Genomic DNA, 23,984 nt, shown 5'->3' with positions numbered 1-23,984 from the left:
CGGGGAGAGGGTCTGTGCCATGCGCACCCGAATTCTCGTACTTGGAAAGCGCGTCGGCTGAAGCTGGTGACGTCCGGACAGAACCCGGAACTCCCAGCGACCACACCCGGCGCGCTCCCCTCGCTTGCCTTATGGCACGAGGGGTTTTTTGTTGCACAAGCACCTGTCGTGCAGCACCGAAACTCCGCTCAAACTTCGCAAAAACCCTCAGCATCGAGAAGAGAATGCCGATGACCGAGCAGGCCACCGGGGCCCATCACCCGCAGCCCCGGCCCCGATCCGGAGGACACCAGTCCGCCCCCGAGCACGTCACGGGTGCGCAGTCCCTCATCCGTTCGCTCGAGGAGGTCGGCGCCGACACGGTATTCGGCATTCCGGGTGGTGCGATCCTTCCGGCGTACGACCCGCTGATGGACTCCACCAGGGTGCGCCACGTCCTGGTCCGCCATGAGCAGGGCGCCGGTCACGCCGCCACCGGTTACGCGCAGGCCACCGGCAGGGTCGGCGTCTGCATGGCCACCTCGGGACCGGGCGCCACCAACCTGGTCACGCCGATCGCCGACGCCCACATGGACTCGGTGCCGCTCGTGGCGATCACCGGGCAGGTGGCTTCCAAGGCCATCGGTACGGACGCCTTCCAGGAGGCGGACATCGTCGGCATCACGATGCCGATCACCAAGCACAACTTCCTCGTCACCAAGGCCGAGGACATCCCGCGGGTGATCGCGCAGGCGTTCCACATCGCCTCCACCGGCCGCCCGGGCCCGGTCCTGGTCGACATCGCCAAGGACGCCCTCCAGGCGAAGACCACGTTCTCCTGGCCGCCCGTGATGGACCTGCCCGGCTACCGGCCCGTCACCAAGCCGCACGCCAAGCAGATCCGCGAGGCCGCCAAGCTGATCACCGCCGCCAAGCGGCCCGTCCTCTACGTCGGCGGCGGCGTCCTCAAGGCCGGCGCCACCGCCGAGCTGAAGGTCCTCGCCGAACTCACCGGAGCGCCCGTCACCACCACCCTGATGGCGCTCGGCGCATTCCCCGACAGCCACCCGCTGCACGTGGGAATGCCGGGCATGCACGGTGCGGTCACCGCCGTCACCGCGCTGCAGAAGGCCGACCTGATCGTCGCCCTCGGAGCCCGCTTCGACGACCGCGTCACCGGCAAGCTGGACAGCTTTGCCCCGTACGCCAAGATCGTCCACGCCGACATCGACCCGGCCGAGATCGGCAAGAACCGCGAGGCCGACGTGCCGATCGTCGGTGACGCCCGCGAGGTCATCGCCGACCTGGTGCAGGCCGTGCAGAAGGAGCACGCCGAGGGCCACCAGGGTGACTACAGCGCCTGGTGGAAGGACCTGAGCCGCTGGCGCGACACCTACCCGCTCGGCTACGACCAGCCCGACGACGGTTCGCTGTCCCCGCAGCAGGTCATCGAGCGCATCGGCCAACTCGCGCCGGAGGGCACGGTCTTCGCGGCCGGCGTCGGCCAGCACCAGATGTGGGCGGCCCACTTCATCCAGTACGAGAAGCCGGCCACCTGGCTGAACTCCGGCGGCGCCGGGACGATGGGCTACGCCGTTCCGGCCGCGATGGGCGCCAAGGCCGGCGCGCCCCAGAAGGCGGTCTGGGCGATCGACGGTGACGGTTGCTTCCAGATGACCAACCAGGAGCTCACCACCTGCGCCCTGAACAACATCCCGATCAAGGTCGCGATCATCAACAACGGCGCCCTCGGGATGGTCCGCCAGTGGCAGACCCTCTTCTACAACCAGCGCTACTCCAACACCGTGCTGCACAGCGGCCCGGAGGCGGACGGCAAGCAGCCGAGCGCCGGCACCCGGGTCCCCGACTTCGTGAAGCTGTCGGAGGCCATGGGCTGCTACGCGATCCGCTGCGAGTCGCCGGAGGACCTCGACAAGGTCATCGAAGAGGCGAACTCCATCAACGACCGCCCCGTCGTCGTCGACTTCATCGTCCACGAGGACGCGATGGTCTGGCCGATGGTCGCCGCCGGCACCTCCAACGACGAGATCATGGCCGCCCGGGACGTCCGCCCCGACTTCGGCGACAACGAAGACGACTGAGCGAGAGAGACGTAAAAGATCATGTCCAAGCACACGCTCTCCGTCCTGGTGGAGAACACGCCCGGCATCCTGGCCCGGATCGCCGCCCTGTTCTCCCGCCGCGGCTTCAACATCGACTCGCTCGCGGTCGGCGTCACCGAGCACCCCGACATCTCCCGCATCACCATCGTGGTGAGCGTCGCCGACCTGCCGCTGGAGCAGGTGACGAAGCAGCTCAACAAGCTCGTCAACGTGCTGAAGATCGTCGAGCTGGAGCCGGGGGCGGCCGTTCAGCGCGAACTCGTTCTGGTGAAGGTGCGCGCCGACAACGAGACCCGCTCCCAGATCGTCGAGATCGTCCAGCTGTTCCGCGCCAAGACCGTCGACGTCTCCCCGGAGGCCGTGACCATCGAGGCCACCGGCTCCAGTGACAAGCTGGAGGCCATGCTGAAGATGCTGGAGCCCTTCGGCATCAAGGAGCTCGTCCAGTCCGGCACGATCGCGATCGGCCGCGGCGCCCGTTCCATCACGGACCGTTCGCTGCGCGCGCTCGACCGCTCGGCGTAGGACGCGTTCGGACGGCCGGGTGACACCGGCCGTCCGGATAGCGCCCGTATGGCGAGACCCCGAAACTTCCCTTCAGCCCCCCGTCATACGGTGGGACGCAACACCTGCACACAAGGAGAGAACCCAAAGTGGCCGAGCTGTTCTACGACGCCGACGCCGACCTGTCCATCATCCAGGGCCGCAAGGTCGCGGTCATCGGTTACGGCAGCCAGGGCCACGCCCACGCGCTGTCGCTCCGTGACTCGGGTGTCGACGTCCGCGTCGGTCTGCACGAGGGCTCCAAGTCCAAGGCGAAGGCCGAGGAGCAGGGCCTGCGCGTGGTGACGCCGTCGGAGGCCGCCGCCGAGGCCGACGTCATCATGATCCTCGTCCCGGACCCGATCCAGGCCCAGGTGTACGAGGACCACATCAAGGACAACCTGAAGGACGGCGACGCGCTGTTCTTCGGCCACGGCCTGAACATCCGCTTCGGCTTCATCAAGCCCCCGGCCGGCGTGGACGTCTGCATGGTCGCCCCGAAGGGCCCGGGCCACCTGGTGCGCCGCCAGTACGAGGAGGGCCGCGGCGTTCCGTGCATCGCGGCCGTCGAGCAGGACGCCTCCGGCGACGCCTTCGCGCTGGCCCTGTCGTACGCCAAGGGCATCGGCGGCACCCGCGCCGGCGTCATCAAGACGACCTTCACCGAGGAGACCGAGACCGACCTGTTCGGTGAGCAGGCCGTCCTCTGTGGTGGTACGGCCGCCCTGGTCAAGGCCGGTTTCGAGACGCTGACCGAGGCCGGCTACCAGCCGGAGATCGCGTACTTCGAGTGCCTGCACGAGCTGAAGCTGATCGTGGACCTCATGTACGAGGGCGGCCTGGAGAAGATGCGCTGGTCGATCTCCGAGACCGCCGAGTGGGGCGACTACGTCACCGGCCCGCGCATCATCACGGACGCCACCAAGGCCGAGATGAAGAAGGTCCTCGCCGAGATCCAGGACGGCACCTTCGCCCAGGCCTGGATGGACGAGTACCACGGCGGACTGAAGAAGTACAACGAGTACAAGCAGCAGGACTCCGAGCACCTGCTGGAGACCACCGGCAAGGAGCTGCGCAAGCTCATGAGCTGGGTGAACGAGGAGGCGTAAGCCTCAGGTGACGGGGCCGGAGGATGCTGCTCCGGCCCCGTTGTCCAACCCGTCGCATCACGGACGGGTGATCCTTCCGAAGAGGCGCAGGACGACCTCTGTCACGGCACTAGACTGCCGTCATACATACGCGTCAGGCCCACAGCGTCGTGCGTCTTCCACGCGGCAAGCCCCCTCCACCGCATGCGGCCGTCGGGACGGCCGTCCGCATTGGACATGTGAGGACTCACGTGAGCTCGAAACCCGTCGTACTCATCGCTGAAGAGCTTTCGCCCGCGACCGTGGACGCGCTTGGTCCGGACTTCGAGATCCGGCAGTGCAACGGCGCCGACCGGGCCGAGCTGCTGCCCGCCATCGCCGACGTCGACGCGATCCTGATCCGCTCCGCCACCAAGGTCGACGCCGAGGCTGTCGCCGCCGCGCGCAAGCTCAAGGTCGTGGCACGGGCCGGCGTCGGCCTGGACAACGTCGACGTCGCCGCCGCCACCAAGGCCGGCGTGATGGTCGTCAACGCTCCCACCTCGAACATCGTGACCGCCGCCGAGCTCGCCTGCGGTCTCCTGCTCGCCACCGCCCGCAACATCCCGCAGGCCAACGCCGCGCTGAAGAACGGCGAGTGGAAGCGCAGCAAGTACACGGGCGTCGAGCTGGCCGAGAAGACCCTCGGTGTCGTGGGCCTGGGCCGGATCGGCGCCCTCGTCGCGCAGCGCATGTCGGCCTTCGGCATGAAGGTCGTCGCCTACGACCCCTATGTGCAGCCCGCGCGGGCCGCGCAGATGGGCGTCAAGGTGCTGTCGCTGGACGAGCTGCTCGAGGTCTCCGACTTCATCACCGTCCACCTGCCCAAGACCCCCGAGACCCTCGGCCTGATCGGCGACGAGGCGCTGCGCAAGGTCAAGCCCAGCGTGCGCATCGTCAACGCCGCGCGCGGCGGGATCGTCGACGAGGAGGCGCTGTACTCCGCCCTCAAGGAGGGCCGGGTCGCCGGCGCCGGTCTCGACGTGTACGCGAAGGAGCCCTGCACGGACTCCCCGCTCTTCGAGTTCGACCAGGTCGTCAGCACCCCGCACCTCGGCGCCTCCACCGACGAGGCGCAGGAGAAGGCCGGTATCGCCGTGGCCCGCTCGGTGCGCCTCGCCCTCGCCGGTGAGCTCGTGCCCGACGCGGTGAACGTCCAGGGCGGCGTCATCGCCGAGGACGTCAAGCCGGGTCTGCCGCTCGCCGAGCGCCTGGGCCGTATCTTCACGGCGCTCGCCGGTGAGGTCGCGGTCCGCCTCGACGTCGAGGTGTACGGCGAGATCACCCAGCACGATGTGAAGGTGCTGGAGCTCAGCGCCCTCAAGGGTGTCTTCGAGGACGTCGTGGACGAGACGGTGTCGTACGTCAACGCCCCGCTCTTCGCCCAGGAGCGCGGCGTCGAGGTCCGGCTGACGACCAGCTCGGAGGCCACCGACCACCGCAACGTCGTCACCGTGCGCGGCACGCTCGCGGGCGGCGAGGAGGTGTCGGTGTCCGGCACGCTGGCCGGCCCCAAGCACCTGCAGAAGATCGTCGCGGTCGGCGAGTACGACGTGGACCTCGCGCTCGCCGACCACATGGTCGTCCTGAGGTACGAGGACCGTCCGGGCGTCGTCGGCACGGTCGGCCGTGTCTTCGGCGAGGCGGGCATCAACATCGCCGGCATGCAGGTCTCGCGTGCCGTCGCCGGTGGCGAGGCGCTGGCCGTCCTGACCGTCGACGACACGGTGCCCGCCGGGGTGCTGACCGAGGTCGCCGAGGAGATCGGGGCGACGTCGGCCCGTGCGGTGAACCTGGCCTGAGGCCCGTCGCACGCCGAGCCCTATCGAACGCCGGACGCGCTGAGCTTGCTCGGCTCGTCCGGCGTTTCGCATGCCGGCTCCCGGAGCTCGACCCGGCGCAGCGTGACCGCCGCCAGCACCGCCGCCCCCACCAGCAGCAACGCGCCCGCGATCGCCGCCCCCTGCATCCCGCTGGTGAACGCCTCTCGCGCGAGCGTGGCCAGACCCGGCACCCGGTCGGCGACCGCCAGCGCTCCGCCCAGCGTCTCGTGCGCCACGTCCGGTGCGGAGGAGGGGATCTCATGGCGGTAGATGGCCGTACCGATCGAGCCGAGCACCGCCATGCCCATGGCGCCGCCGAACTCGCCGGCGGTCTCCATCAGGGACGATGCCGAGCCCATCCGCTCCACCGGGGCGGTGCCCAGCGCGAGGTCCATGATCTGGGACATCACGACGACGCCCCCGACGGCGATGACCGCGCACGACGTCAGCACCAGCCACAGGGAGTCCGTGCCGGCGAGGGCGAGCAGCGCGAATCCGGCCGCGGAGATGGCGAAGCCCGCCGTGACGACGTAGGCACGGTTGACGCCCCGCTGCACCAGATGGGTCGCGATCGGCCCCGCCGCCCCGATCGGCACTGACGGCAGCAGCGCCCACAGGGCCGCCTCCAGCGCGCCCTTGCCGAGCACCGACTGCAGGTACTGCGTGGTGAAGTAGGCCGAGCCCATCACCCCGAACATGCAGACGAGGTTCAGGACGACCGACGGCGCGAAGCCCCGGCCCCGGAACAGGGCGGGCGAGATCATCGGTGAGGCGGCCGTGCGCTGGCGGTGCACGAAGAGGGCCGCGAAGAGCAGGCCGACGGTGATCGAGACGACGTAGCGGACGTTGAAGCCCTCGGAGGGGATCTCCTTCAGGCCGTAGATCACGGGGAGCACGGCCGCCATCGACAGCGGGACGCTCAGCCAGTCGAAGCGGTCGGGGGAAGGGTTCTTCGACTCGGGGAGCAGCAGCGGGCCGAGCACCAGCAGCAGGGCCATCGCGGGCAGGTTGACCAGGAAGACCGAGCCCCACCAGAAGTGCTCGACCAGCACGCCGCTCATCACCGAGCCGAGCGCGATTCCGCCGGTCATCACGCCGGACCACACGCCGACTGCCTTCGCCCGCTGGCCGGGGTCGGTGAACAGCGTGCGGAGCATGGCCATCGTCGACGGCATCAGGGTCGCGCCGCCGATGCCGAGGACCGCGCGGGCCGCGATCAGCATCTCGGCGCTGTTCGCGTACGCCGCCAGCAGCGAGGCGGCACCGAAGGCGGCGGCGCCGATCAGCAGGAGCCGGCGGTGGCCGATGCGGTCGCCGAGCGAGCCCATCGTCATCAGCAGGCCGGCCAGCACGAAGGCGTAGATGTCGAAGATCCACAGCTGCTGGGTGCCGCTCGGCTCCAGGTCGGCGCTGATCGACGGGACGGCGAAGTAGAGGACGGAGACGTCCATCGAGACCAGCAGCAGCGGCAGCATCAGCACGCCGAGAGCGGTCCATTCGCGTCGTCCGGCGCCGGGAGAGGGAGGCGTGGTGGTGCTCGTCGGGTTCGTTGTCATGGCGGTGAATGTACGCGCGTCTTAAACGCTTGTCTAGAACAACTGTGTAATACGGGTGTATAGGACGGTTGTATGGATCGGCGGTAGGGTGAGCGCATGGGACACCGTGAGGATTTGATGGAGGGCGCCAAGCGCTGCCTGCTCGACAAGGGGTTCGCGCGCACGACGGCGCGGGACATCGTCAAGGAGTCAGGGGCCAACCTGGCCTCCATCGGCTACCACTACGGCTCGAAGGACGCGCTGCTCGCCCAGGCGTATGTGTCGCTGGTCGAGGGGATGAGCGACGCCTTCGACGGCGACGAGGTCATTGGGGTCACCACCGAGCCCGGCTCGCTCGAACGGTTCCGCGAGGTGTGGTCGAACATCATCGGCACCATGAGCGGGCCCGGCTCCCTGTGGCGGCTCAGCATGGAGATCGTCGTCATGGGCGACCAGCTGCCGGAAGTCCGCGACCATCTGGCGGTGGCTCAGCGGGAGGCCTGTCGCGGACTGATTCCGCTGCTCATGGGCGGCCGGGAAGAGGACGTCCCGGAAGAGACCGTGGACACCCTCGGCAGGTTCTACGTGACCCTGATGACCGGTCTCATCGCGCAGTGGATGTTCGACCCGAAGACCGCGCCCCGCGCGGATCAGCTCACCGAGGGCCTGCGCCAGGTGCTGGAGGCAGCCACTCGGAAGTGACCCGCCCGTCCCGCATCTCGATCACCCGGTCCGCGAAGTGCCGTACGACCGCCCGGTCATGGCAGACGAACAGGTACCCGAGGCCGAGATCGTCCTGCAGGTCGGCGAGCAGATTCAGCACGCCGGCGCGCACCGACGGGTCGAGGGACGAGACCGGTTCGTCGAGAACCAGCAGGCGTGGCTCCGAGGCCAGTGCGCGGGCGATTCCGACGCGTTGGCACTGGCCGCCGGAGAGCTCGTGCGGACGGCGGTCGCCGTACGACGGGTCAAGGCCGACCCGGTCGAGGAGTTCGGCGACGCGCGCGGGACCGTCGGCGGCGTGCCAGCGGCCCTGCACCTTCAACGGTTCGGCCACCGCGTCGCGGATGCGGTGGCGGGGGCTGAGCGAGCCGTACGGGTCCTGGAAGACCGGCTGCATGCGCGGGCGGATCGGGCGCAGCTCGGCTTCGGCGAGGGTCGTCAACTCGCGTCCCTCGAAGCGGACTTCACCGGCGTCCGGGCGGCGTAGTTGCAGCACTGCCAGGCCCGTCGACGACTTGCCGCAGCCGGAGGGGCCGTTCAGGGCGAGGGTCTCGCCCGCGGCCAGGGTGAAGGAGACATGGTCGACGGCTCTCGTGTCGCCGTAGCGGACCACGAGCTCGCGGACGTCCAGCAAAGCGTCACTCATGGAACAACTCCATGGCCGGATGCGGGAGTTCCGGCCAGCGATGGCAGGCGACCAGGCGTCCGTCCACGTGCTGCGGTGCCGGTTCCGTCCGATGGCAGGGGTCCGCCGCCAGCGGGCAGCGCGGGGTGAAGGCGCAGCCCGGTGGGAGGGTGCCCGGGGCGGGTGGGGTGCCGCGCAGGGCGGGGAGGCGGCGGCCGGGGGGTGCCTGCTGGGGGAGGGAGGCGAGCAAGCCTGCCGTGTACGGGGCGCGGGGGCGGCTCAGCACCCCCTGAGCCGGGCCGAGCTCGGTGAGGCGTCCGGCGTACATGACCAGCACGCGGTCCGCGTGGTCCCGTACGACGTCCATGTCGTGCGTGACCAGGACGAGCGCGGCACCGACGGCCTCCCGCCGCTCGGCGAGCACCCGGAGCACCTGGTCGCGGTGCTCCTCGTCCAGGGCGGTGGTGGGTTCGTCGGCGACCACTATGTGGGGTTCGTTGATCGTCGCCATGGCGATGACCGCACGCTGGCGCATGCCGCCGGAGTACTCGTGCGGATACGCCCGCGCCGTGCGGGCGGCGTCCGCGATGCCGACCCGGTCGAGCGCGGCGACCGCCCGTGCCCGGGCCTCCTTGCGGGAGACGCGGGTCACCGACCGTACGGCGGCGGCGAGTTGATCGCCGACCGGGTGCACGGGGGAGAGGGCGGACAGGGCGTCCTGCGGGACGAGCGAGATGCGGCGGCCGCGGTGGGCCGAGAGGTCCGGCTCGATCGTCCCGCCCGTCGTCGCGCCCCGCGGCAGCATGCCCATCAGCGCCCGTGCCGTGAGGGACTTGCCCGCGCCCGACTCGCCCACGATCGCGAGGACTTCGCGCGGACGGACGTCGAAGGACAGGCCGCGCACGGCCTCGACGCCGTCGAAGGCGATATGCAGGTCACGTACCGAGAGGAGCACATCGGGGCTGTTCTCAGGCTTCAACGGGGGCCTCCTTCCGTACGGCACGGGCTCCCCGGCCCCGTACCGCCGCCGCTCCCGTCACCGCCAGCCCCGCCAGCAGGGCCAGAGCGACGGCCGGGGCGAGGGCCGCCCACGGGGCGCGTTCGACATAGGCGCGGGACTCGTCCAGCAGCAGGCCCCACTCGGGCGCCGGCGGCTGCGCGCCCAGGCCCAGGAAGCCGAGGGAGGCCAGGGCGAGGGCGATACCGGGCAGGCGCAGCAGGGCGTGGCGGGCGACCGGGGCGGCGACGGACGGCAGGACGTGCCGGGTGAGGATCCAGAACGGGGTCGCGCCCATGGCCCGTTGGGCGGTGAGGAACGCCGACGCGCGCACCTCCTGCACCAGCGCCGCCGCGTGCGCGGACAGCGCGGGCCACGAGATCAGCGCGACGGCGAGGGCGGCGCCGCCGGTGCCGGGGCCGGTCGCGGCCGCGCCCAGGATGCCGACGATCACCGGGGGCAGGGCGTTGGCGCTGGCCGCGGCGCCCGCCGCGACTCCGGGCAGGAAGCCCAGCGCGAGCGCGAGGAGCAGGCTCAGCGCGCAGATGGCGGCGGCCGTGCCGACGGTCGAGGCGGCCCCGTGCCCGAGCCGGGCGAGCACGTCGCGGCCGAGGGCGTCGGTGCCGAGCGGGTGCGCCCAGGAGGGGGCGACGAGGCGGGCGGCCGTGTTCACCGTGTACGGGTCGCGCAGCAGGCCCCAGCCGATGGGCACGGCGAGGGCCGTGAGCAGCGCCGACGGGATCGCCGGGTGGGCACGGACCGGGCGGGCCGGGGGCAGTGTCAGTCCGGCGTCCCGCAGGGCGGGGCCGAGCAGTCGGCGCCGGGTGAGCGCCGCCGCCGCGCCGGCGACCAGGCCGAGCAGCAGCAGAGCCAGCACCGAGCCCTGGAGCAGCGGCAGATCCTGCGACTTGGCCGCGCCCAGAGCGGTACGGCCGATGCCGGGCACCGCGAACACCAGCTCCACCGCGACCGCGCCGCCGGTCAGGCCGACGGCGACCATGCCGAACTGCGGTACCAGCGGCGGCAGTACGCGCTTGAGGGCGGCCGCCGAGATCGTCGTACGGCGCACTCCCGCGCCCCGCCACAGTTCCACCCACCGTTCGTCGAGGACGGCGGGCAGCGCGTCCGCGACCAGCCGGCCGAGCAGGCCGCCCGCCGGGACACCGAGGGCGAGAGCGGGCAGCACCAGGTACTCGGGGCCGGCCCAGCCGGCCGTCGGCAGCGTGCCCAGCCACACGCCGCAGACCAGCAGCGCGACGGTGGCCAGCAGGAACTCGGGTACGGCGGCGAGCATGGCGGCGAAGGTCCCGGCCGACCCGCGACCGCGCACCAGCACCGGCGCCACCAGCACGGCGGCCAGCGCGACCGCCACGCCGAGCGCCGCGCCCATCAGGCCCAGCGACACCTGGAGGCCGGCGACGACGGACGGCAGCACGTCGGTGCCCGACACCCAGGAGGTGCCGAAGTCGCCGTGCAGCAGGTCCGAGGCCCAAGTCCCCAGCAGGGAAAGGGGGCCGGCGTCCAGCCCGAGGTCCTGGCGGATCGCGGACAGGGCCTCGTCGGTCGCCTCCTGCTCGGCCGACCGGGCGCGCAGCACAGTGAGCGCCGGGTCCGTGTGGGAGAGCCAGGGGAGCAGGCCGACGGTGGCCAGGACGGCGACCAGGCAGACGAGGCGGGTCAGGGCGGCGGGGCCGATCGACTTCCTTGCGGTGGGCCCCATGTGACGCGGGCGGAGCTTCACTTGACGTACGTGTCCGCCGTGACGAGCTCCCGCTCGCGCGGGTCGTGGGCGGCGTCGACGACACCGGCGGCGTCACCCTGGACCACCCGCTCGTGGAGCATCGGCACGGCCGCGTCCGCGGCGAGCACGGCGGCCTCGGCCGCGATGATCGCCGCGCGGCGGGCGTCGCCGACTTCGGTGCCGGAGGCCTTCTTCAGGGCCGCGTCCACGTCCTTGTCCGCGAACCGGGACAGGTTGAAGGTGCCGTCGGACGCGAAGTCGCTGTAGAGGTAGGCAGCCGGGTCGCCGGAGTCGAGGACGGTGGCGCGGGAGAGGACGAAGGCGTCGAACCTGCCCGCGAGGGCGTCGGCCTCGATGTTGGTGTACTCGCGGACGTCGAGCTTCACCTTGAACCCGGCCTTCTGGAGCTGCTGTTGCAGCGTGGCGGCGACTTCGGGCATCTCGGCCCGGTCGGTGTACGTCCCGACGGTGATCACCTCGCCGTCCGGCGACCCGGCCTCGGAGCCCCGTGTCACCGGCCCGCGCAGCTCGGCGGCCCAGGGGAGCGCGGGCCCCAGCAGCCCCTCGGCGACATCGGCGCGCCCCTCGTACACGCCCTTCACGAGCGCCTCGGCGTCGATCGCCTCGCGGGCCGCCGCCCGCAGCGAGGCGTCCTTGAACGGGCCCTTCCCGGTGTTCAGGTACAGCGTGTTGGTGCGCGGCATCGGGACCTCGGTGATCAGGTCCTGGTCGAGGACCGCGGCCTGTGACACCGGTATCGACTCGGCGATGTCGGCCTCGCCGCTGCGCAGTGCCGCCGCGCGAGCCGTGCCGTCGGGGACGAAGGTCACGTCGATCCCGGGTGCCTTGGCCTTGTCGCCCCAGTACGCGTCGTAGCGGTCGAGGGCTGCGGAGGCGGTGCCGTTGACCTTCGTGAGCTCGAAGGGGCCGGTGCCGGCGCCGACGGGGTCGACCGTCTTCCCCCGGTACGCCTTGGCCGCAAGGACCGACAGCTGCGGGGAGCTGAGGCGCTGCGGGACCAAGGGGTCCTCGGCGGCGGTCGTGACGGTGAGGGTGCCGGCGTCCGCGGCCTCGGCGGTCAGATCGACGCCGTCGAGGATGCGGGGCTTGGGGGCGGCGGTGGCGGCCCTGGTGAGGGAGCCTGCGACCGCCTCGGCGGTGAGCTTCGTGCCGTCGTGGAAGGTGACACCGTCGCGTATCTCGAAGGTCCAGGTACGGCCGGACCGCTCCCACCCGGTGGCGAGCGCGGGCTGCGCGTCGCCGTCCTCGTCGAGCTTCACCAAGGTCTCGGCGGTCGACCACCGCGACAGCTTGAACGCGTCGTCGGACAGCGGGGACAGCCCGGAGCGCGGGGGCTGCATCATCGCGACCCGGACGCGCTTGCCACCGGCCCCCACGTCCTCGGCGGACTCCGCACCGGCGAAGCAGCCGGTGAGCAGCGCGGAGGCCGCGGTGAGGGCGGCGGCGGGGAGCAGTGGGCGGGTGGGCAGGCGCACGGGGCCCTCCGGGTAAAAGGGTGGTCAAGAGAGCGGTTGCTGTGACCCTAGCATGATGACAATCATTTCCAATAGTGAGGGGTGGGTCGTCAGCCCTGGGGGCGATGCCGCCGGTGGTGGCGCCGATGACGTCTCGACCTACAGGCGTGCGCCCTTCAGCACCATGTGCAGCAGCAGTCGGTCCTCCCCGTCGTCCAGGTCCAGGCCCGTGAGCTGTTCGACGCGGGAGAGGCGGTAGTACAGCGTCTGGCGGTGGATGCCGAGTTCGGCGGCGGTGCGGCCGGCCTGGCCCGCGCGGTCGAGGTAGATCTCGGCGGTGCGGGCGAGTTCGTGGTGGGCGGGGGAGAGGAGCTGGGCGATTGCGGGGTCCCGGGCGGCCTCCGGGGGGAGGGACGTCAGCAGGCGGTACGGGCCGATGTGCGCCCACTCGGCGACCGGGCCGAGGCGGGGTTCGGCCAGGGCGGCGCGGGCCGCGGCCGACGCCTCCTGCCAGGTGGCGGCGAGGTCGGCGAGGCCGGAGCGGGGTGCGCCGATGCCCGCGGCTGCCTGTGCCGCGCCCTCCTTGAGCAGCCGGGACGCCGCAGCCTGGGCCGGCGTCCGCACCTCCGGCGAGCGCAGCCGGACGAGGATGGCGAGGCTCTGGCCGCTCTCCCCCGCCGCCTTGAGGCCGTGGGAGGTGCCCCCGTCCCACGGCACCGTGCACAGCGCCGTCGCGTGCGGCACCGTACGGACGGACGGGGCGTCGTCGGGGTCGGCGGACGGCCACGGGGCGACGCAGACCACGGTGTGCGTGCCCTCGCCCCGCGGGCCGAGCGCCGTGCGCAGGGCCGCCAGCGCCTGGTCCCCCTGCCAGCCCCGCTCCGCGGTCAGCGCGGCCCGCAGTTCCCGGCTCAGATCCGCCCCGTGCTGCGCCTCGTCGGCGAGCAGGGCGCCGATCCGGGCGGTCACCTCCATGGCGGCCGACAGCTGCTGGTCCGTGGGGCCCGGATCGTCGTCCAGGAGCCAGACGTAACCCAGGACCACCCCCCGATGGCGTACCGGGAGGCAGACGCGTCCCCGGTAGACGCCCGCCTCCGGGGTGGGCGGGATGCGTACCGGGCCCGTCGCCCGGGTGATGCCGAATCCCTCGAACCACGTCCGCACCGCCGCCGTGGAACGCCGCGTCAGGATCGAGCGGGTGCGGACGGGATCCAGGGCGGACGCGTCGAGATCGCCCTCACTGTCGTACGCACCGAAGGCGATCAGCTCGAAGTCGCGGTTCTCCAGCGTGGCGGGCGCACCCAACAGCTCGGAGATCTCGTCGACCAGCTCCTGGTAGTCGTCCTTGTGGTCCTTGTGGTCCTTGAATTCCGGCGTCACCCGGGCATTCTCCCGCATTTTCGCGCAGCCTTCATACATCTGTCTGAGATCTGTGGCATGGATGCGTGACAGCTGTCGATGGCCGCCGTTCGGAGGGATCCTTAGGTTTCACGGTGGTTCTCCGTGCCGTACCCGGAACATCACTTATCGGGGTCTCGGCCGTCATTCGGCAGTGTTTGTGGAGGTGCCCCGTGCTGGGTCCCGTGATTCTCGCCGCGTCGCGCAGCGACCGGATGCGACGCCTGATCTCGGCGGCCCCGGTGACGAAACAGGTCGTCGACCGGTTCATCCCCGGCGAGACCGTCCACGAGGTCGTGCCGATCATCGAGGAGCTCACCGGCAATGGCCTGGAGCTGACGATGGACGTCGTCGGCGAGGACATCACCCGCCCCGACCAGGCCGAGGCCGCGCGGGACGCCTACCTGGCGCTCGTCGACCGGATCAAGGACCTGGAGCTCGGCGAGCGCGTCGAGATGTCCGTCAAGCTGTCCATGTTCGGCCAGGCGCTGGAGGGCGGACACGAGCTCGCGCTCGCCAACGTCCGCCCGGTCGTCGAGGCCGCCGCCGCCATCGGTACGACGGTCACGCTCGACGCGGAGGACCACACCACCCTCGACTCGATGTTCGCCATCCACGAGGAGCTGCGGAAGGACTTCCCGCAGACCGGCTGCGTCATCCAGGCCTACCTCTTCCGCACCGAGGCCGACGCCCGCTGGCTCGCCGCGAACGGCAGCCGCGTGCGGCTCGTCAAGGGCGCCTACAAGGAGCCCGCCGAGGTCGCCTACCAGCAGAAGCAGGAGATCGACAAGGCGTACGTCCGGATCCTCAAGGTTCTGATGGAGGGCGCCGGGTACCCGATGATCGGGTCCCACGATCCGCGTCTGATCTCCATCGCCCAGGAGCTCGCGCGGCGCGCCGGGCGCAAGCTGGACGAGTACGAGTTCCAGATGCTGTACGGGATCCGCAGCGACGAGCATCTGCGGCTGGCCGCGGAGGGCCACCGCATGCGCGTCTACACCGCCTACGGCACCGACTGGTACGGCTATTTCATGCGGCGGCTCGCGGAGAAGCCGGCGAACCTGCGCTTCTTCGTCCGCTCGATGATCAGCAAAGGGTGAGCGGTAGCTGTCGGGACCCGGATGCATCCTGGGTAACGGCAGCTATCGCCCATCGGTCGGCTGAGCCGGCCCGGTTCCGTCCGCACTCCGCAAGGAGTTACGGAACCCGTGACTCCGCCCCCGTGGGGGCTTCTCACGCGCACGCCGCAGCGGGCTCGTGAAGGTCAAGCCCTGACCGCCGCCCAACATACGCAAACGGCTTCGGCTCCCCGGGCTGAAGCCAGGGATTCACTCGGAAGAGGTAGCTCATGGACGCTGTGACCCAGGTCCCCACCCCCGTCAACGAGCCGGTGCACGGCTACGCCCCCGGCTCGCCCGAGCGTGCCCGGCTGGAGGTCAAGCTCAAGGAGCTGGCCGAGAACCCGATCGACCTGCCGTGCACCATCGGCGGCGAGCGGCGGCTGGGCGGTGGCGAGCGCATCGACGTCGTGCAGCCGCACAACCACAAGGCCCGCCTCGGCACCTACGGCAACGCCACCCAGCAGGACGCCCAGGACGCCATCGACGCGGCCCTCGCCGCCGCGCCGGCCTGGCGTGCGATGTCCTTCGACGACCGGGCGGCGATCATCCTGCGCGCCGCCGAGCTGCTGTCCGGACCGTGGCGCGAGACGCTGGCCGCCTCCACCATGCTCGGCCAGTCGAAGACCGCCCAGCAGGCCGAGATCGACACGCCCTGCGAGCTGGTCGACTTCTGGCGCTTCAACGTCAAGTACGCCCGTGACCTGCTCGCCGAGCAGCCCCCGGCGAACTCCCCGGGCGTGTGGAACCGCCTCGACCACCGCCCGCTGGAGGGCTTCGTCTACGCGATCACGCCGTTCAACTTCACGGCGATCGCGGGCAACCTGCCCACCGCGCCCGCCCTGATGGGCAACGTCGTGGTCTGGAAGCCGTCCCCGACCCAGACCCACGCCGCCGTGCTGCTGCTTCAGCTGCTGGAGGAGGCCGGTCTGCCCAAGGGCGTCATCAACCTCGTCACCGGCGACGGCATCGAGGTCTCCAAGGTCGCCCTGGAGCACCGCGACCTCGCCGGCATCCACTTCACCGGCTCGACCAAGACCTTCCAGTACCTGTGGAAGACGGTCGGCAACAACATCGAGAAGTACCGCTCCTACCCGCGCATCGTCGGCGAGACCGGCGGCAAGGACTTCGTCGTCGCGCACCCGAGCGCCGACAAGGCGGTCCTCAAGACCGCGCTGACCCGCGGTGCCTTCGAGTACCAGGGCCAGAAGTGCTCGGCGACCTCCCGGGCGTACATCCCGGCGTCGATCTGGAACTCCGGCTTCAAGGAGGACTTCGCGGCCGAGGTCGACTACATCACGATGGGCGATGTGACGGACCTGTCGAACTTCGTCGGCGCGGTCATCGACGACCGGGCGTTCGCCAAGAACAAGGCGGCGATCGACCGGGCGAAGCAGGACCCGACCTGCACGATCGTCGCGGGCGGCTCCTACGACGACTCGGTCGGCTACTTCGTCCGCCCGACCGTCGTCGAGTGCACCGACCCGGAGAACGAGGTCTTCACGACCGAGTACTTCGGCCCGTTCCTCGCCGTGCACGTCTACGAGGACGACAAGTACGACGAGATGCTGGAGCAGATGGAGTCGGTGTCCGCCTACGCGCTGACCGGCTCCGTCATCTCGGGCGACCGCGCGGCGGCGGCGTACACGATGGACAAGCTGCGCTACGCGGCCGGCAACTTCTACATCAACGACAAGTCGACCGGCGCCGTCGTCGGCCAGCAGCCCTTCGGCGGCGGCCGTGCCTCCGGCACCAACGACAAGGCCGGCGCCCCGCAGAACCTGATGCGCTGGACGCTGACCCGCGCCATCAAGGAGACGCTGGTCGCGCCGACCGACTACGCGTACCCGCACATGGGCTGACATCCCAACTCAACGCGAAGAGCCGGGCCTTGACGGACCCGGCCCTTCGCCGTGTGGGGAGAGTGCGCTACTCGGCGATCTCCGTCCGCTCCCACCACTCGTAGACCGGCAGCGCGCCCCCCGGGGTGTCCTCCTGTCGCGAGGTCGGCCTGAAGTGCTCGTATCCACCGCGGAGCTTGATCTTCACATCCGGACCGGGGGACGGGGACCCGACGATCCGCTCGGGAAGATCCTCGGGGCCGCCCTCGAGGAACACTTTCGACGTGTCGTTCATGACCTCACCGTTCCCCTCGACGTGTCCCCGTCTCCCGGGCGGCGCGGAGGATCAGCCGAGTGGGCGATGCCGAATACTGGTGGGATGACCACCGACGCACCGGCGGGCACGCCGCGCACCGCGCACACCGCCGACCTCACCCCCGCCGAACTGAGCGCGATCCGCGCCCTGTTGGACGACGCCTTCGACGGGGACTTCTCCGACGAGGACTTCGAGCACGGGCTCGGCGGTATGCATGCCCTCGTCCAGGACGACGCCGGACGGATCGCCGCGCACGGTTCGGTGATCATGCGGCGGGTGCGGTACCGGGACCGGTGGCTGCGGGTCGGGTACGTCGAGGCGGTCGCCGTGCGGGCCGAGGCGCGGCGGGCCGGGCTCGGGGGCCGGGTGATGGCGGAGCTGGAGCGGGTGATCGACCGGGCGTACGACGCGGGGATGCTGTCCGCGAGCGACGAGGGGGCCGCGCTGTACGCCGCTCGCGGCTGGGAGGTGTGGCGCGGGCGGGTCTGCGCGCTGGGGCCAAAGGGCGTCGTGCATCTGCCGGACGAGGAAGGCACGACCTTCATAAGGCCCGCTCTCGCCGGTGCGCTCGACCCCGCGTACGAGCTGGTCTTCGACTGGCGGGACGGGGACGTGCTCTGACGGGGCGAAGACGGAAAGTGCAGGTCAGTGCGGTGTGACCCGGTCGACCGTCTCAGATAGTAGGAAGTCCGAGTAATTGTGGAGACAGACGCGCCGTCCTCCCTTAGTTTTGTAGGAGCCGAACGTCTCGCTCGACCAAGCGAATGGCGGTCGTGAGCCGGGCCCCTTGCAGGCAACCCCTGTGGCACCGCTCCCCGCCCCATCCGGCGTCTCGTATCCCCTGTCTGCACTCCCGGATTGTCGAAGGAGTCGATTTCCCATGGCCGAGACGACCGCCCGCCGCCGAGTCCGTCACCTCTCCCGTACGAGCGAGTCCGACCGCAAGAACGCCGCCGCGGCCCTCCAGCGCGCCCTGGACCGCAGGGACAACGGCGGAGCGACGGGCCACCAGGCGGCGTAGGCGTCACCTGCCGCGCTGCACCTCGAAGTGGTCGATGCGCTCCCCGTTCTGGGCCAGTGCCGACACCTTGAGCCGGGGCTTCGTGCCGCCCTCCGCCTCCACCGTGAGGAAGGAGAAGCCCCGGTAGCGCACCCGCGACCACTGCACGCTCTCCGCCTTGGTGTCGCGTGACTTGGTCCACTTGAAGGTGTCGACCGACTCCCGCTCGGTCACATGCCCCTCGTAGCTCTCCTCGACGCCCGCCGGGAAGCCGTACAGCTCTTTGCCGCCCCCGCCCGCGGTGACGTACACGATGCCGTCCCGCGTCGGGTCCGTGGCGGCGCCGATGGGCACCTGCCTGCCGACCTCGCCGTTCTTGATGGCGTCCGTCCGCTCGTAGACGTGGTTGTGCCCGTTGATCACCAGGTCCACCTGGTGCCGGGCGAACAGCGGCACCCACTCGGCCCGCACACCCCCGTCGGACGCGTGCGAGGACGTCGAGTAGGCGCAGTGGTGGAAGAAGACGACGATGAAGTCGACGCCCTTCGCCGCCCGCAGCTCACCGAGCCGCGCGTCCAGCCACTTGGTCTGACGGCCGTCCGTGTGGCCCCGGTTGGCGGGAATCTCGTACGACACGTCGTTCGCGTCCAGCGCCACGACGCCGACGTTGCCGTAGGTGAAGGAGTACACGCCCGGGGCCGTACGGGAATCGAAGCCGCTGTCCGGCAGGGACCAGCGGGCCAGCTGGCCGCCGTAGCCGTCCGGCGAGTACCAGGCCTCCATGTCGTGGTTGCCGGTCGTCACCATCCACGGCACCGACCTGGCCACCGACTCGGTCTGCTTGAGGTAACCGTCCCAGAAGCCGGGGTCGTAGGCGTCCGACTCCTTGCCCAGTCCCTTGACGTTCGCGTAGCAGATGTCGCCGGCGTGCAGGTGGAAGGCCGGGTTCTGGCCCAGCAGGAGTTTGTCGTTGGTGGCGGCCGCCTCGCTGACGCCCTGGTCGCCGAAGGCCGTGAAGGTGAAGGTCTCCGGGCTCGCGGGAGCCGTGCGGAAGGAGGCGATCGTCGCGCGGTTCTTCGGCGCCGCCGGGTCGAAGCCGTCATGGCCCACGCCGTAGTAGTACGTCGTGCCGGGGCGCAGCGAGTCCAGTGCCGCGTGGACGTAGTACTGCTCCAACGCCGCGCGGATGCCCTGCAGTTCGGGGGTGTACAGATCGCGGATCTCGGCGTCGATCCTGCGGCTGAGGTCGTCCGGACGCAGGCCGATCCGGACGTACGGCTTCTTCACCGCGGCCGGTACCTGCCAGGAGATCCGCATCTGCGACTTCGGGTCGGCGCCGAAGGCGAGATGGCGGCCGAACGGGGTGACGGCGGAGCCCGGCACCTTCGTGAGGGTGGACGCGGGCGCCGACACGGAGGGCTTCGCACCGGGCGTGCCCGACCCCGACCCCGAGCAGCCCGTCAGCAGACCGCCCGCCACCGCGCCCGCCGTCACCAGCGTGCGGCGCCGGGTCAGTTTCGTGCGCAGGTACTCGTGCTGTTCCGCCATGCTCATACGGCGGGCGAGCTGGGGCGGGATGCCGAAGTCGGGGAGGTCCATGCTGGGAAAGTTCCCAGCACAGGCCAACGCCCGCCATACGTACGGGTGAACGCCGGTCGACACGCAAACGCCGTCCCCCGTCGGGGTGTCCGTATCGCGGACATCGTGTGTCATCCCATGGGACGAGGAGTAGGGTGCCGACATGTCTCGCAGCCTCAATCTCGCAGTGATTCCCGGTGACGGCATCGGCCAGGAGGTCGTGGCCGAAGGCCTGAAGGTCCTCTCCGCCGTCCTTCCGCAGGATGTGAAGCTGGAGACCAAGGATTACGACTTCGGTGCCAGGCGCTACCACGCCACGGGTGAGACCCTCACCGACGCCGACCTCGACGCCCTGAAGAAGCACGACGCGATCCTGCTCGGCGCGATCGGTGACCCGGGCGTGCCGTCGGGCGTCCTGGAGCGCGGCTTCCTGCTGAAGCTCCGCTTCGCCTTCGACCACCACGTCAACCTGCGTCCGTCGAAGCTCCTTCCGGGTGTCGCCACCCCGCTCGCCGGCCAGCCCGAGATCGACTTCGTCGTGGTCCGCGAGGGCACCGAGGGCCCGTACACCGGCAACGGCGGCACCATCCGCAAGGGCACCGAGCACGAGGTCGCCACCGAGGTCTCCGTGAACACGGCCTTCGGTGTCGAGCGCGTGGTCCGTGACGCCTTCGCCCGCGCGCAGTCCCGGCCGCGCAAGAAGCTCGCGCTGATCCACAAGAACAACGTGCTGACCTTCGCGGGTCACCTGTGGACCAACATCTTCAACAAGGTGGCCGAGGAGTTCCCCGAGGTCACCACCGAGTACATGCACGTCGACGCGGCGACCATCTACCTGGTCACCCAGCCCGAGCGCTTCGACGTCATCGTCACCGACAACCTCTTCGGCGACATCATCACCGACCTCGCCGCGGCTGTCTCCGGCGGCATCGGCGTGGCGGCGAGCGGAAACATCAACCCGAGCGGGGACTTCCCGTCGATGTTCGAGCCGGTCCACGGTTCCGCGCCCGACATCGCCGGCCAGGGCAAGGCCGACCCCACCGCCACGGTCCTGTCCGTCGCCCTGCTCCTGCGCCACCTCGGCTACGACGCCGAGGCCGCCCGCATCGACGAGGCGGTCTCCGCCGACCTCGCGGAGCGCACCGGCAAGCCCGCCCGCAGCACGTCGGAGATCGGCGACGCGCTGGCCGTACGAGTAGCCGGCTGACGCCCGGTCGCGCTATTCGAACAACTTTCGAAGCCGTCGGGTCACTTCGCACCCGGCGGCTTCCCCATGTCCGCCGCCGGGTGGCACCATCAACCCCTGGATCGCGATTTCGCGCCGATCACGTCGAACAGGCCGATTTCTTCCACGGCACCCGCTTGCGATAATCGAACGCGGAGCCGCGGTGAGAACGAATGCTCGGACGTCCTAGCACTGGCCACAGGCAGTACTGGCGTGATCGCGGCCCGCCACAACGAAACCGGTGAAGGACATCTACTCATGACGACGCCCACGATCGAGCTCAAGCCGTCCGCCAGCCCGCTCGCCGCCGCGGACCGCGAGGCGATACTGGCCAACCCCGGGTTCGGCCGCCACTTCACCGACCACATGGTGACGATCAAGTGGACCGAGGGCCGCGGCTGGCACGACGGCCAGCTCGTGCCGTACGCGCCGCTCTCCCTCGACCCCGCCACGATGGTCCTGCACTACGCGCAGGAGATCTTCGAGGGCCTCAAGGCCTACCGTCAGCCCGACGGGTCCGTCGCCACGTTCCGTCCCGAGAAGAACGCCCAGCGCTTCCAGTCCTCCGCCCGCCGGCTCGGCATGCCCGAGCTGCCGGTCGAGACGTTCATCGAGGCGTGCGACGCCCTGGTGAGCCAGGACCAGGCCTGGGTCCCGGCGCACGGCGGCGAGGAGTCCCTCTACCTGCGCCCGTTCATGTTCGCGACGGAGGTCGGCCTGGGCGTGAAGCCCGCGAGCGAGTACCTCTTCATCGTGATCGCCTCCCCGGCCGGCGCCTACTTCCCGGGCGGCGTCAAGCCGGTGTCCATCTGGGTCTCCGAGGACCACGTCCGCGCGGTGCCCGGCGGCATGGGCGACGCCAAGACGGGCGGCAACTACGCGGCCTCACTGCTGGCCCAGGCCGAGGCCGCCGCCGAGGGCTGCGCCCAGGTCTGCTACCTGGACGCGGTCGAGCGCAAGTGGGTCGAGGAACTCGGCGGCATGAACCTGTACTTCGTGTACGGCGCTGCGTCCAATGAGAAGCCGGTGATCGTCACCCCGTCCCTCACCGGCTCCATCCTGGAGGGCGTCACCCGCGACTCCCTCCTGGCCGTCGCCCGTGACCTCGGCTACGAGGCCGAGGAGGGCCGCATCTCCGTCGACCAGTGGCAGCGCGACGCGGAGAACGGCACCCTCACCGAGGTCTTCGCCTGCGGTACGGCCGCCGTCATCACCCCGGTCGGCACTGTGAAGCGCACCGGCGCGCAGTGGCACCAGGGCGACGGCGAGCCCGGCGAGCTCACGATGAAGCTGCGCCAGGCCCTTCTCGACGTCCAGCGGGGCAAGGCCGAGGACAAGCACGGCTGGATGCACAAGCTGGGTTAGCCCTCGGCCTTCACCGACAGGGCCGCCGTGGCCTCCGAGTCCGCGGCGGCCCTTTCGCGTACGGGAGTGGCGTCGGCGATCGTCAGCAGCACGTATGCCACGCCCCCCACCAGCCCCGACAGCAGGAAACTGCAGTCCACCCCGCCGGTCACGGACAGCAGCGGCCCCTCGTACGACGGGAGGGAGACGGCGAGCAGGCCGACCGTCGCGCCCAGTGCCCATGCCAACGTCGCCGGGATGTTCCAGCCGGCCCGGTACCAGTAGATCCCGCCCCGCGCCCGGCGGTTGAAGACCTGGAGGGCCTCCGCGTCGTACAGGCCACGGCAGCGGGCGAAGCCGATCAGGGTGATGACCGCCCACGGGGTGCCGACCGCCGTCAGCAGCAGGACGAAGGAGGTCATCGCGTCCTGCGCGGACGAGTAGTAGTGGCCGACGAAGACACACGCGGTGGCGATCACCGCGACCGTGTACGTCGCCGTCGCCCGGGAGGCGCGCGGCAGGATGGCGTCCAGGTCGAGGCCCATGGAGTAGAGCATCAGGCCCGCGTTGCCGACCGACCCGGCCGACGCGGCCAGCAGCAGGGGGACCAGGTACCAGCCGGGGGAGGCGGAGACCAGCGGTCCGGCGTAGTCGAGGGCGGCGCCCGCCGCGTACGCCGTGAAGGTGCCGAAGAGCTGGGGGATCAGCAGGCCGAGGGAGAGGCCGAGCCACGTCGCGTGCAGTACCCGGCGTGAGGAGTGGCGGGCCGGGGAGATGTAGCGCGTGTAGTCGCCGAGCAGGGTGATGAAGGCGATCGGCCCGGACAGGCCCGCGGCCACCGTCGCCAGGAACCAGGTGGGCCAGAAGCCGCCCAGCAGGTAGCCGCCCGCCTCCGGCAGCGCGCCGGTCGTGAAGTGCGGGGCGTAGGCGATCACGCCGAGGACCAGCAGGGCCGTCATGCCGAACGCGAGGACGCGGGACATGGCGAGCAGCACGCGGTAGCCGAACACCGCGCCCGCGACGGTCGCCGCGGCCAGCAGTGCGTAGACCACGCCGTACGAGATCCCGCTCGCCGGCAGTCCGACCAGCCGGCCCAGCACGCCGATCATCACGTCGCCGCCGATCCACACGGTCAGGGCGGTGTAGCCGAGGGCCAGCAGCAGGCCGACCACCGAGCCGACCAGGCGGCCCCGCACGCCGAACTGGGCGCCCGAGGACGTGGACAGGTTCGTCGCCGTGCGCAGCGAGATCAGGGCGAGCGGGGCGGTCAGGGCCGTGCCGGCCACCGTGCCCACCACGATCGAGCTCACCGACGCCCACCAGTCCAGGCCGAACGACGGCGGCAGCCAGCCGAAGACGATCACTCCGAGACAGAGGTTGGACCCCAGCAGGATCGAGACGAGATCCCGGGGCCCGCTCGTGCGTTCCCCGTCGGGGATGGTGTCGACTCCGTGCTGTTCCATCGGCATATTG

20 protein-coding genes are annotated in these 23,984 nt (G+C 70.7%); 11 read left to right on the top strand and 9 right to left on the bottom strand.

All coding sequences use genetic code 11. The features are described 5' to 3' along the window. The first annotated feature begins 224 nt into the window (after window positions 1-224). From OHO27_RS12110 to serA, 4 genes are all read left to right on the top strand, one after another. Window positions 225-2,081 (top strand): acetolactate synthase large subunit, encoded by a 1,857-nt coding sequence (locus tag OHO27_RS12110; protein ID WP_328423108.1) that lies wholly within the window; start codon window positions 225-227, stop codon window positions 2,079-2,081. A gap of 21 nt (window positions 2,082-2,102) precedes the next feature. Next, complete coding sequence (ilvN, locus tag OHO27_RS12105; protein ID WP_328423106.1) at window positions 2,103-2,627, top strand: acetolactate synthase small subunit; 525 nt, start codon at window positions 2,103-2,105, stop codon at window positions 2,625-2,627. Window positions 2,628-2,755: 128 nt separating this feature from the next. Then, window positions 2,756-3,754: a ketol-acid reductoisomerase gene (gene ilvC / locus OHO27_RS12100; RefSeq protein ID WP_328423104.1), complete on the top strand. Its 999-nt coding sequence runs from the start codon at window positions 2,756-2,758 to the stop codon at window positions 3,752-3,754. A gap of 230 nt (window positions 3,755-3,984) precedes the next feature. Further along, entirely contained in the window at window positions 3,985-5,574 is a 1,590-nt protein-coding gene (gene serA, locus OHO27_RS12095; RefSeq protein ID WP_328423102.1) for a phosphoglycerate dehydrogenase, read from the top strand. Window positions 5,575-5,594: 20 nt separating this feature from the next. Here serA and OHO27_RS12090 read toward each other — a convergent pair whose 3' ends face one another. Then, a complete protein-coding gene (locus OHO27_RS12090) occupies window positions 5,595-7,151 on the bottom strand; it encodes an MFS transporter (protein WP_328423100.1) in 1,557 nt (518 codons plus the stop codon). Between the two features lie 96 nt (window positions 7,152-7,247). Between OHO27_RS12090 and OHO27_RS12085 the strand changes: the two genes are divergently transcribed. Continuing rightward, window positions 7,248-7,832, top strand: coding sequence for a TetR/AcrR family transcriptional regulator (locus OHO27_RS12085; protein ID WP_328423098.1), 585 nt, complete (start codon window positions 7,248-7,250; stop codon window positions 7,830-7,832). On the opposite strand, the gene OHO27_RS12080 is transcribed toward OHO27_RS12085, so the two are convergent. From OHO27_RS12080 to OHO27_RS12060, 5 genes are all read right to left on the bottom strand, one after another. Continuing rightward, window positions 7,786-8,499: a dipeptide/oligopeptide/nickel ABC transporter ATP-binding protein gene (locus tag OHO27_RS12080; RefSeq protein WP_328423096.1), complete on the bottom strand. Its 714-nt coding sequence runs from the start codon at window positions 8,497-8,499 to the stop codon at window positions 7,786-7,788. The two genes, OHO27_RS12085 and OHO27_RS12080, sit on opposite strands and share 47 nt — an antisense overlap. Next, window positions 8,492-9,457: an ABC transporter ATP-binding protein gene (locus OHO27_RS12075; RefSeq protein WP_328423094.1), complete on the bottom strand. Its 966-nt coding sequence runs from the start codon at window positions 9,455-9,457 to the stop codon at window positions 8,492-8,494. The genes OHO27_RS12080 and OHO27_RS12075 overlap by 8 nt, the downstream gene beginning before the upstream one ends. Then, entirely contained in the window at window positions 9,447-11,195 is a 1,749-nt protein-coding gene (locus OHO27_RS12070; protein WP_328423092.1) for an ABC transporter permease subunit, read from the bottom strand. Before OHO27_RS12070 ends, OHO27_RS12075 begins: the two co-directional genes overlap by 11 nt. Window positions 11,196-11,212: 17 nt before the next feature. Continuing rightward, a complete protein-coding gene (locus OHO27_RS12065; RefSeq protein ID WP_328423090.1) occupies window positions 11,213-12,712 on the bottom strand; it encodes an ABC transporter substrate-binding protein in 1,500 nt (499 codons plus the stop codon). A gap of 138 nt (window positions 12,713-12,850) precedes the next feature. Continuing rightward, window positions 12,851-14,089, bottom strand: a complete 1,239-nt coding sequence (locus OHO27_RS12060; RefSeq protein ID WP_328423088.1) for a PucR family transcriptional regulator — start codon at window positions 14,087-14,089, stop codon at window positions 12,851-12,853. Between the two features lie 173 nt (window positions 14,090-14,262). On the opposite strand from OHO27_RS12060, the gene OHO27_RS12055 reads away from it, so the two are divergent. Beyond that, window positions 14,263-15,189, top strand: coding sequence for a proline dehydrogenase family protein (locus tag OHO27_RS12055; RefSeq protein ID WP_328423086.1), 927 nt, complete (start codon window positions 14,263-14,265; stop codon window positions 15,187-15,189). 248 nt (window positions 15,190-15,437) lie between these two features. Beyond that, complete coding sequence (gene pruA / locus OHO27_RS12050; RefSeq protein WP_328423084.1) at window positions 15,438-17,069, top strand: L-glutamate gamma-semialdehyde dehydrogenase; 1,632 nt, start codon at window positions 15,438-15,440, stop codon at window positions 17,067-17,069. A 67-nt stretch (window positions 17,070-17,136) separates the two neighbouring features. Here the strand turns inward: pruA and OHO27_RS12045 are convergent, their stop codons facing one another. Continuing rightward, the gene (locus tag OHO27_RS12045; RefSeq protein ID WP_328423082.1) at window positions 17,137-17,343 is read right to left on the bottom strand and encodes a DUF5988 family protein; all 207 of its coding nucleotides are present in this window, start codon (window positions 17,341-17,343) and stop codon (window positions 17,137-17,139) included. Between the two features lie 84 nt (window positions 17,344-17,427). Here OHO27_RS12045 and OHO27_RS12040 point away from each other — a divergent pair, with 84 nt between their 5' ends. Both OHO27_RS12040 and OHO27_RS12035 read left to right on the top strand, forming a co-directional pair. Beyond that, window positions 17,428-17,985: a GNAT family N-acetyltransferase gene (locus tag OHO27_RS12040; RefSeq protein ID WP_328423080.1), complete on the top strand. Its 558-nt coding sequence runs from the start codon at window positions 17,428-17,430 to the stop codon at window positions 17,983-17,985. 259 nt (window positions 17,986-18,244) lie between these two features. Next, window positions 18,245-18,385: a hypothetical protein gene (locus OHO27_RS12035; RefSeq protein WP_107083653.1), complete on the top strand. Its 141-nt coding sequence runs from the start codon at window positions 18,245-18,247 to the stop codon at window positions 18,383-18,385. Between the two features lie 3 nt (window positions 18,386-18,388). On the opposite strand, the gene OHO27_RS12030 is transcribed toward OHO27_RS12035, so the two are convergent. Further along, a complete protein-coding gene (locus OHO27_RS12030; RefSeq protein ID WP_328423075.1) occupies window positions 18,389-19,963 on the bottom strand; it encodes a purple acid phosphatase family protein in 1,575 nt (524 codons plus the stop codon). A 142-nt stretch (window positions 19,964-20,105) separates the two neighbouring features. Between OHO27_RS12030 and OHO27_RS12025 the strand changes: the two genes are divergently transcribed. Together OHO27_RS12025 and OHO27_RS12020 are read left to right on the top strand one after the other, a co-directional pair. After that, complete coding sequence (locus OHO27_RS12025; RefSeq protein ID WP_328423073.1) at window positions 20,106-21,149, top strand: 3-isopropylmalate dehydrogenase; 1,044 nt, start codon at window positions 20,106-20,108, stop codon at window positions 21,147-21,149. A gap of 276 nt (window positions 21,150-21,425) precedes the next feature. Then, a complete protein-coding gene (locus OHO27_RS12020; protein WP_328423071.1) occupies window positions 21,426-22,532 on the top strand; it encodes a branched-chain amino acid aminotransferase in 1,107 nt (368 codons plus the stop codon). Here the strand turns inward: OHO27_RS12020 and OHO27_RS12015 are convergent. Next, a complete protein-coding gene (locus tag OHO27_RS12015) occupies window positions 22,529-23,980 on the bottom strand; it encodes a cytosine permease (RefSeq protein ID WP_328423069.1) in 1,452 nt (483 codons plus the stop codon). The two genes, OHO27_RS12020 and OHO27_RS12015, sit on opposite strands and share 4 nt — an antisense overlap. Between the last annotated feature and the right edge of the window lie 4 nt (window positions 23,981-23,984).

This window comes from Streptomyces sp. NBC_00443, from assembly GCF_036014175.1.
Lineage (GTDB): Bacteria > Actinomycetota > Actinomycetes > Streptomycetales > Streptomycetaceae > Streptomyces.
Note: the sequence above shows the minus strand (reverse complement) of the source record. Positions and strands in the feature narration are given on the sequence as shown.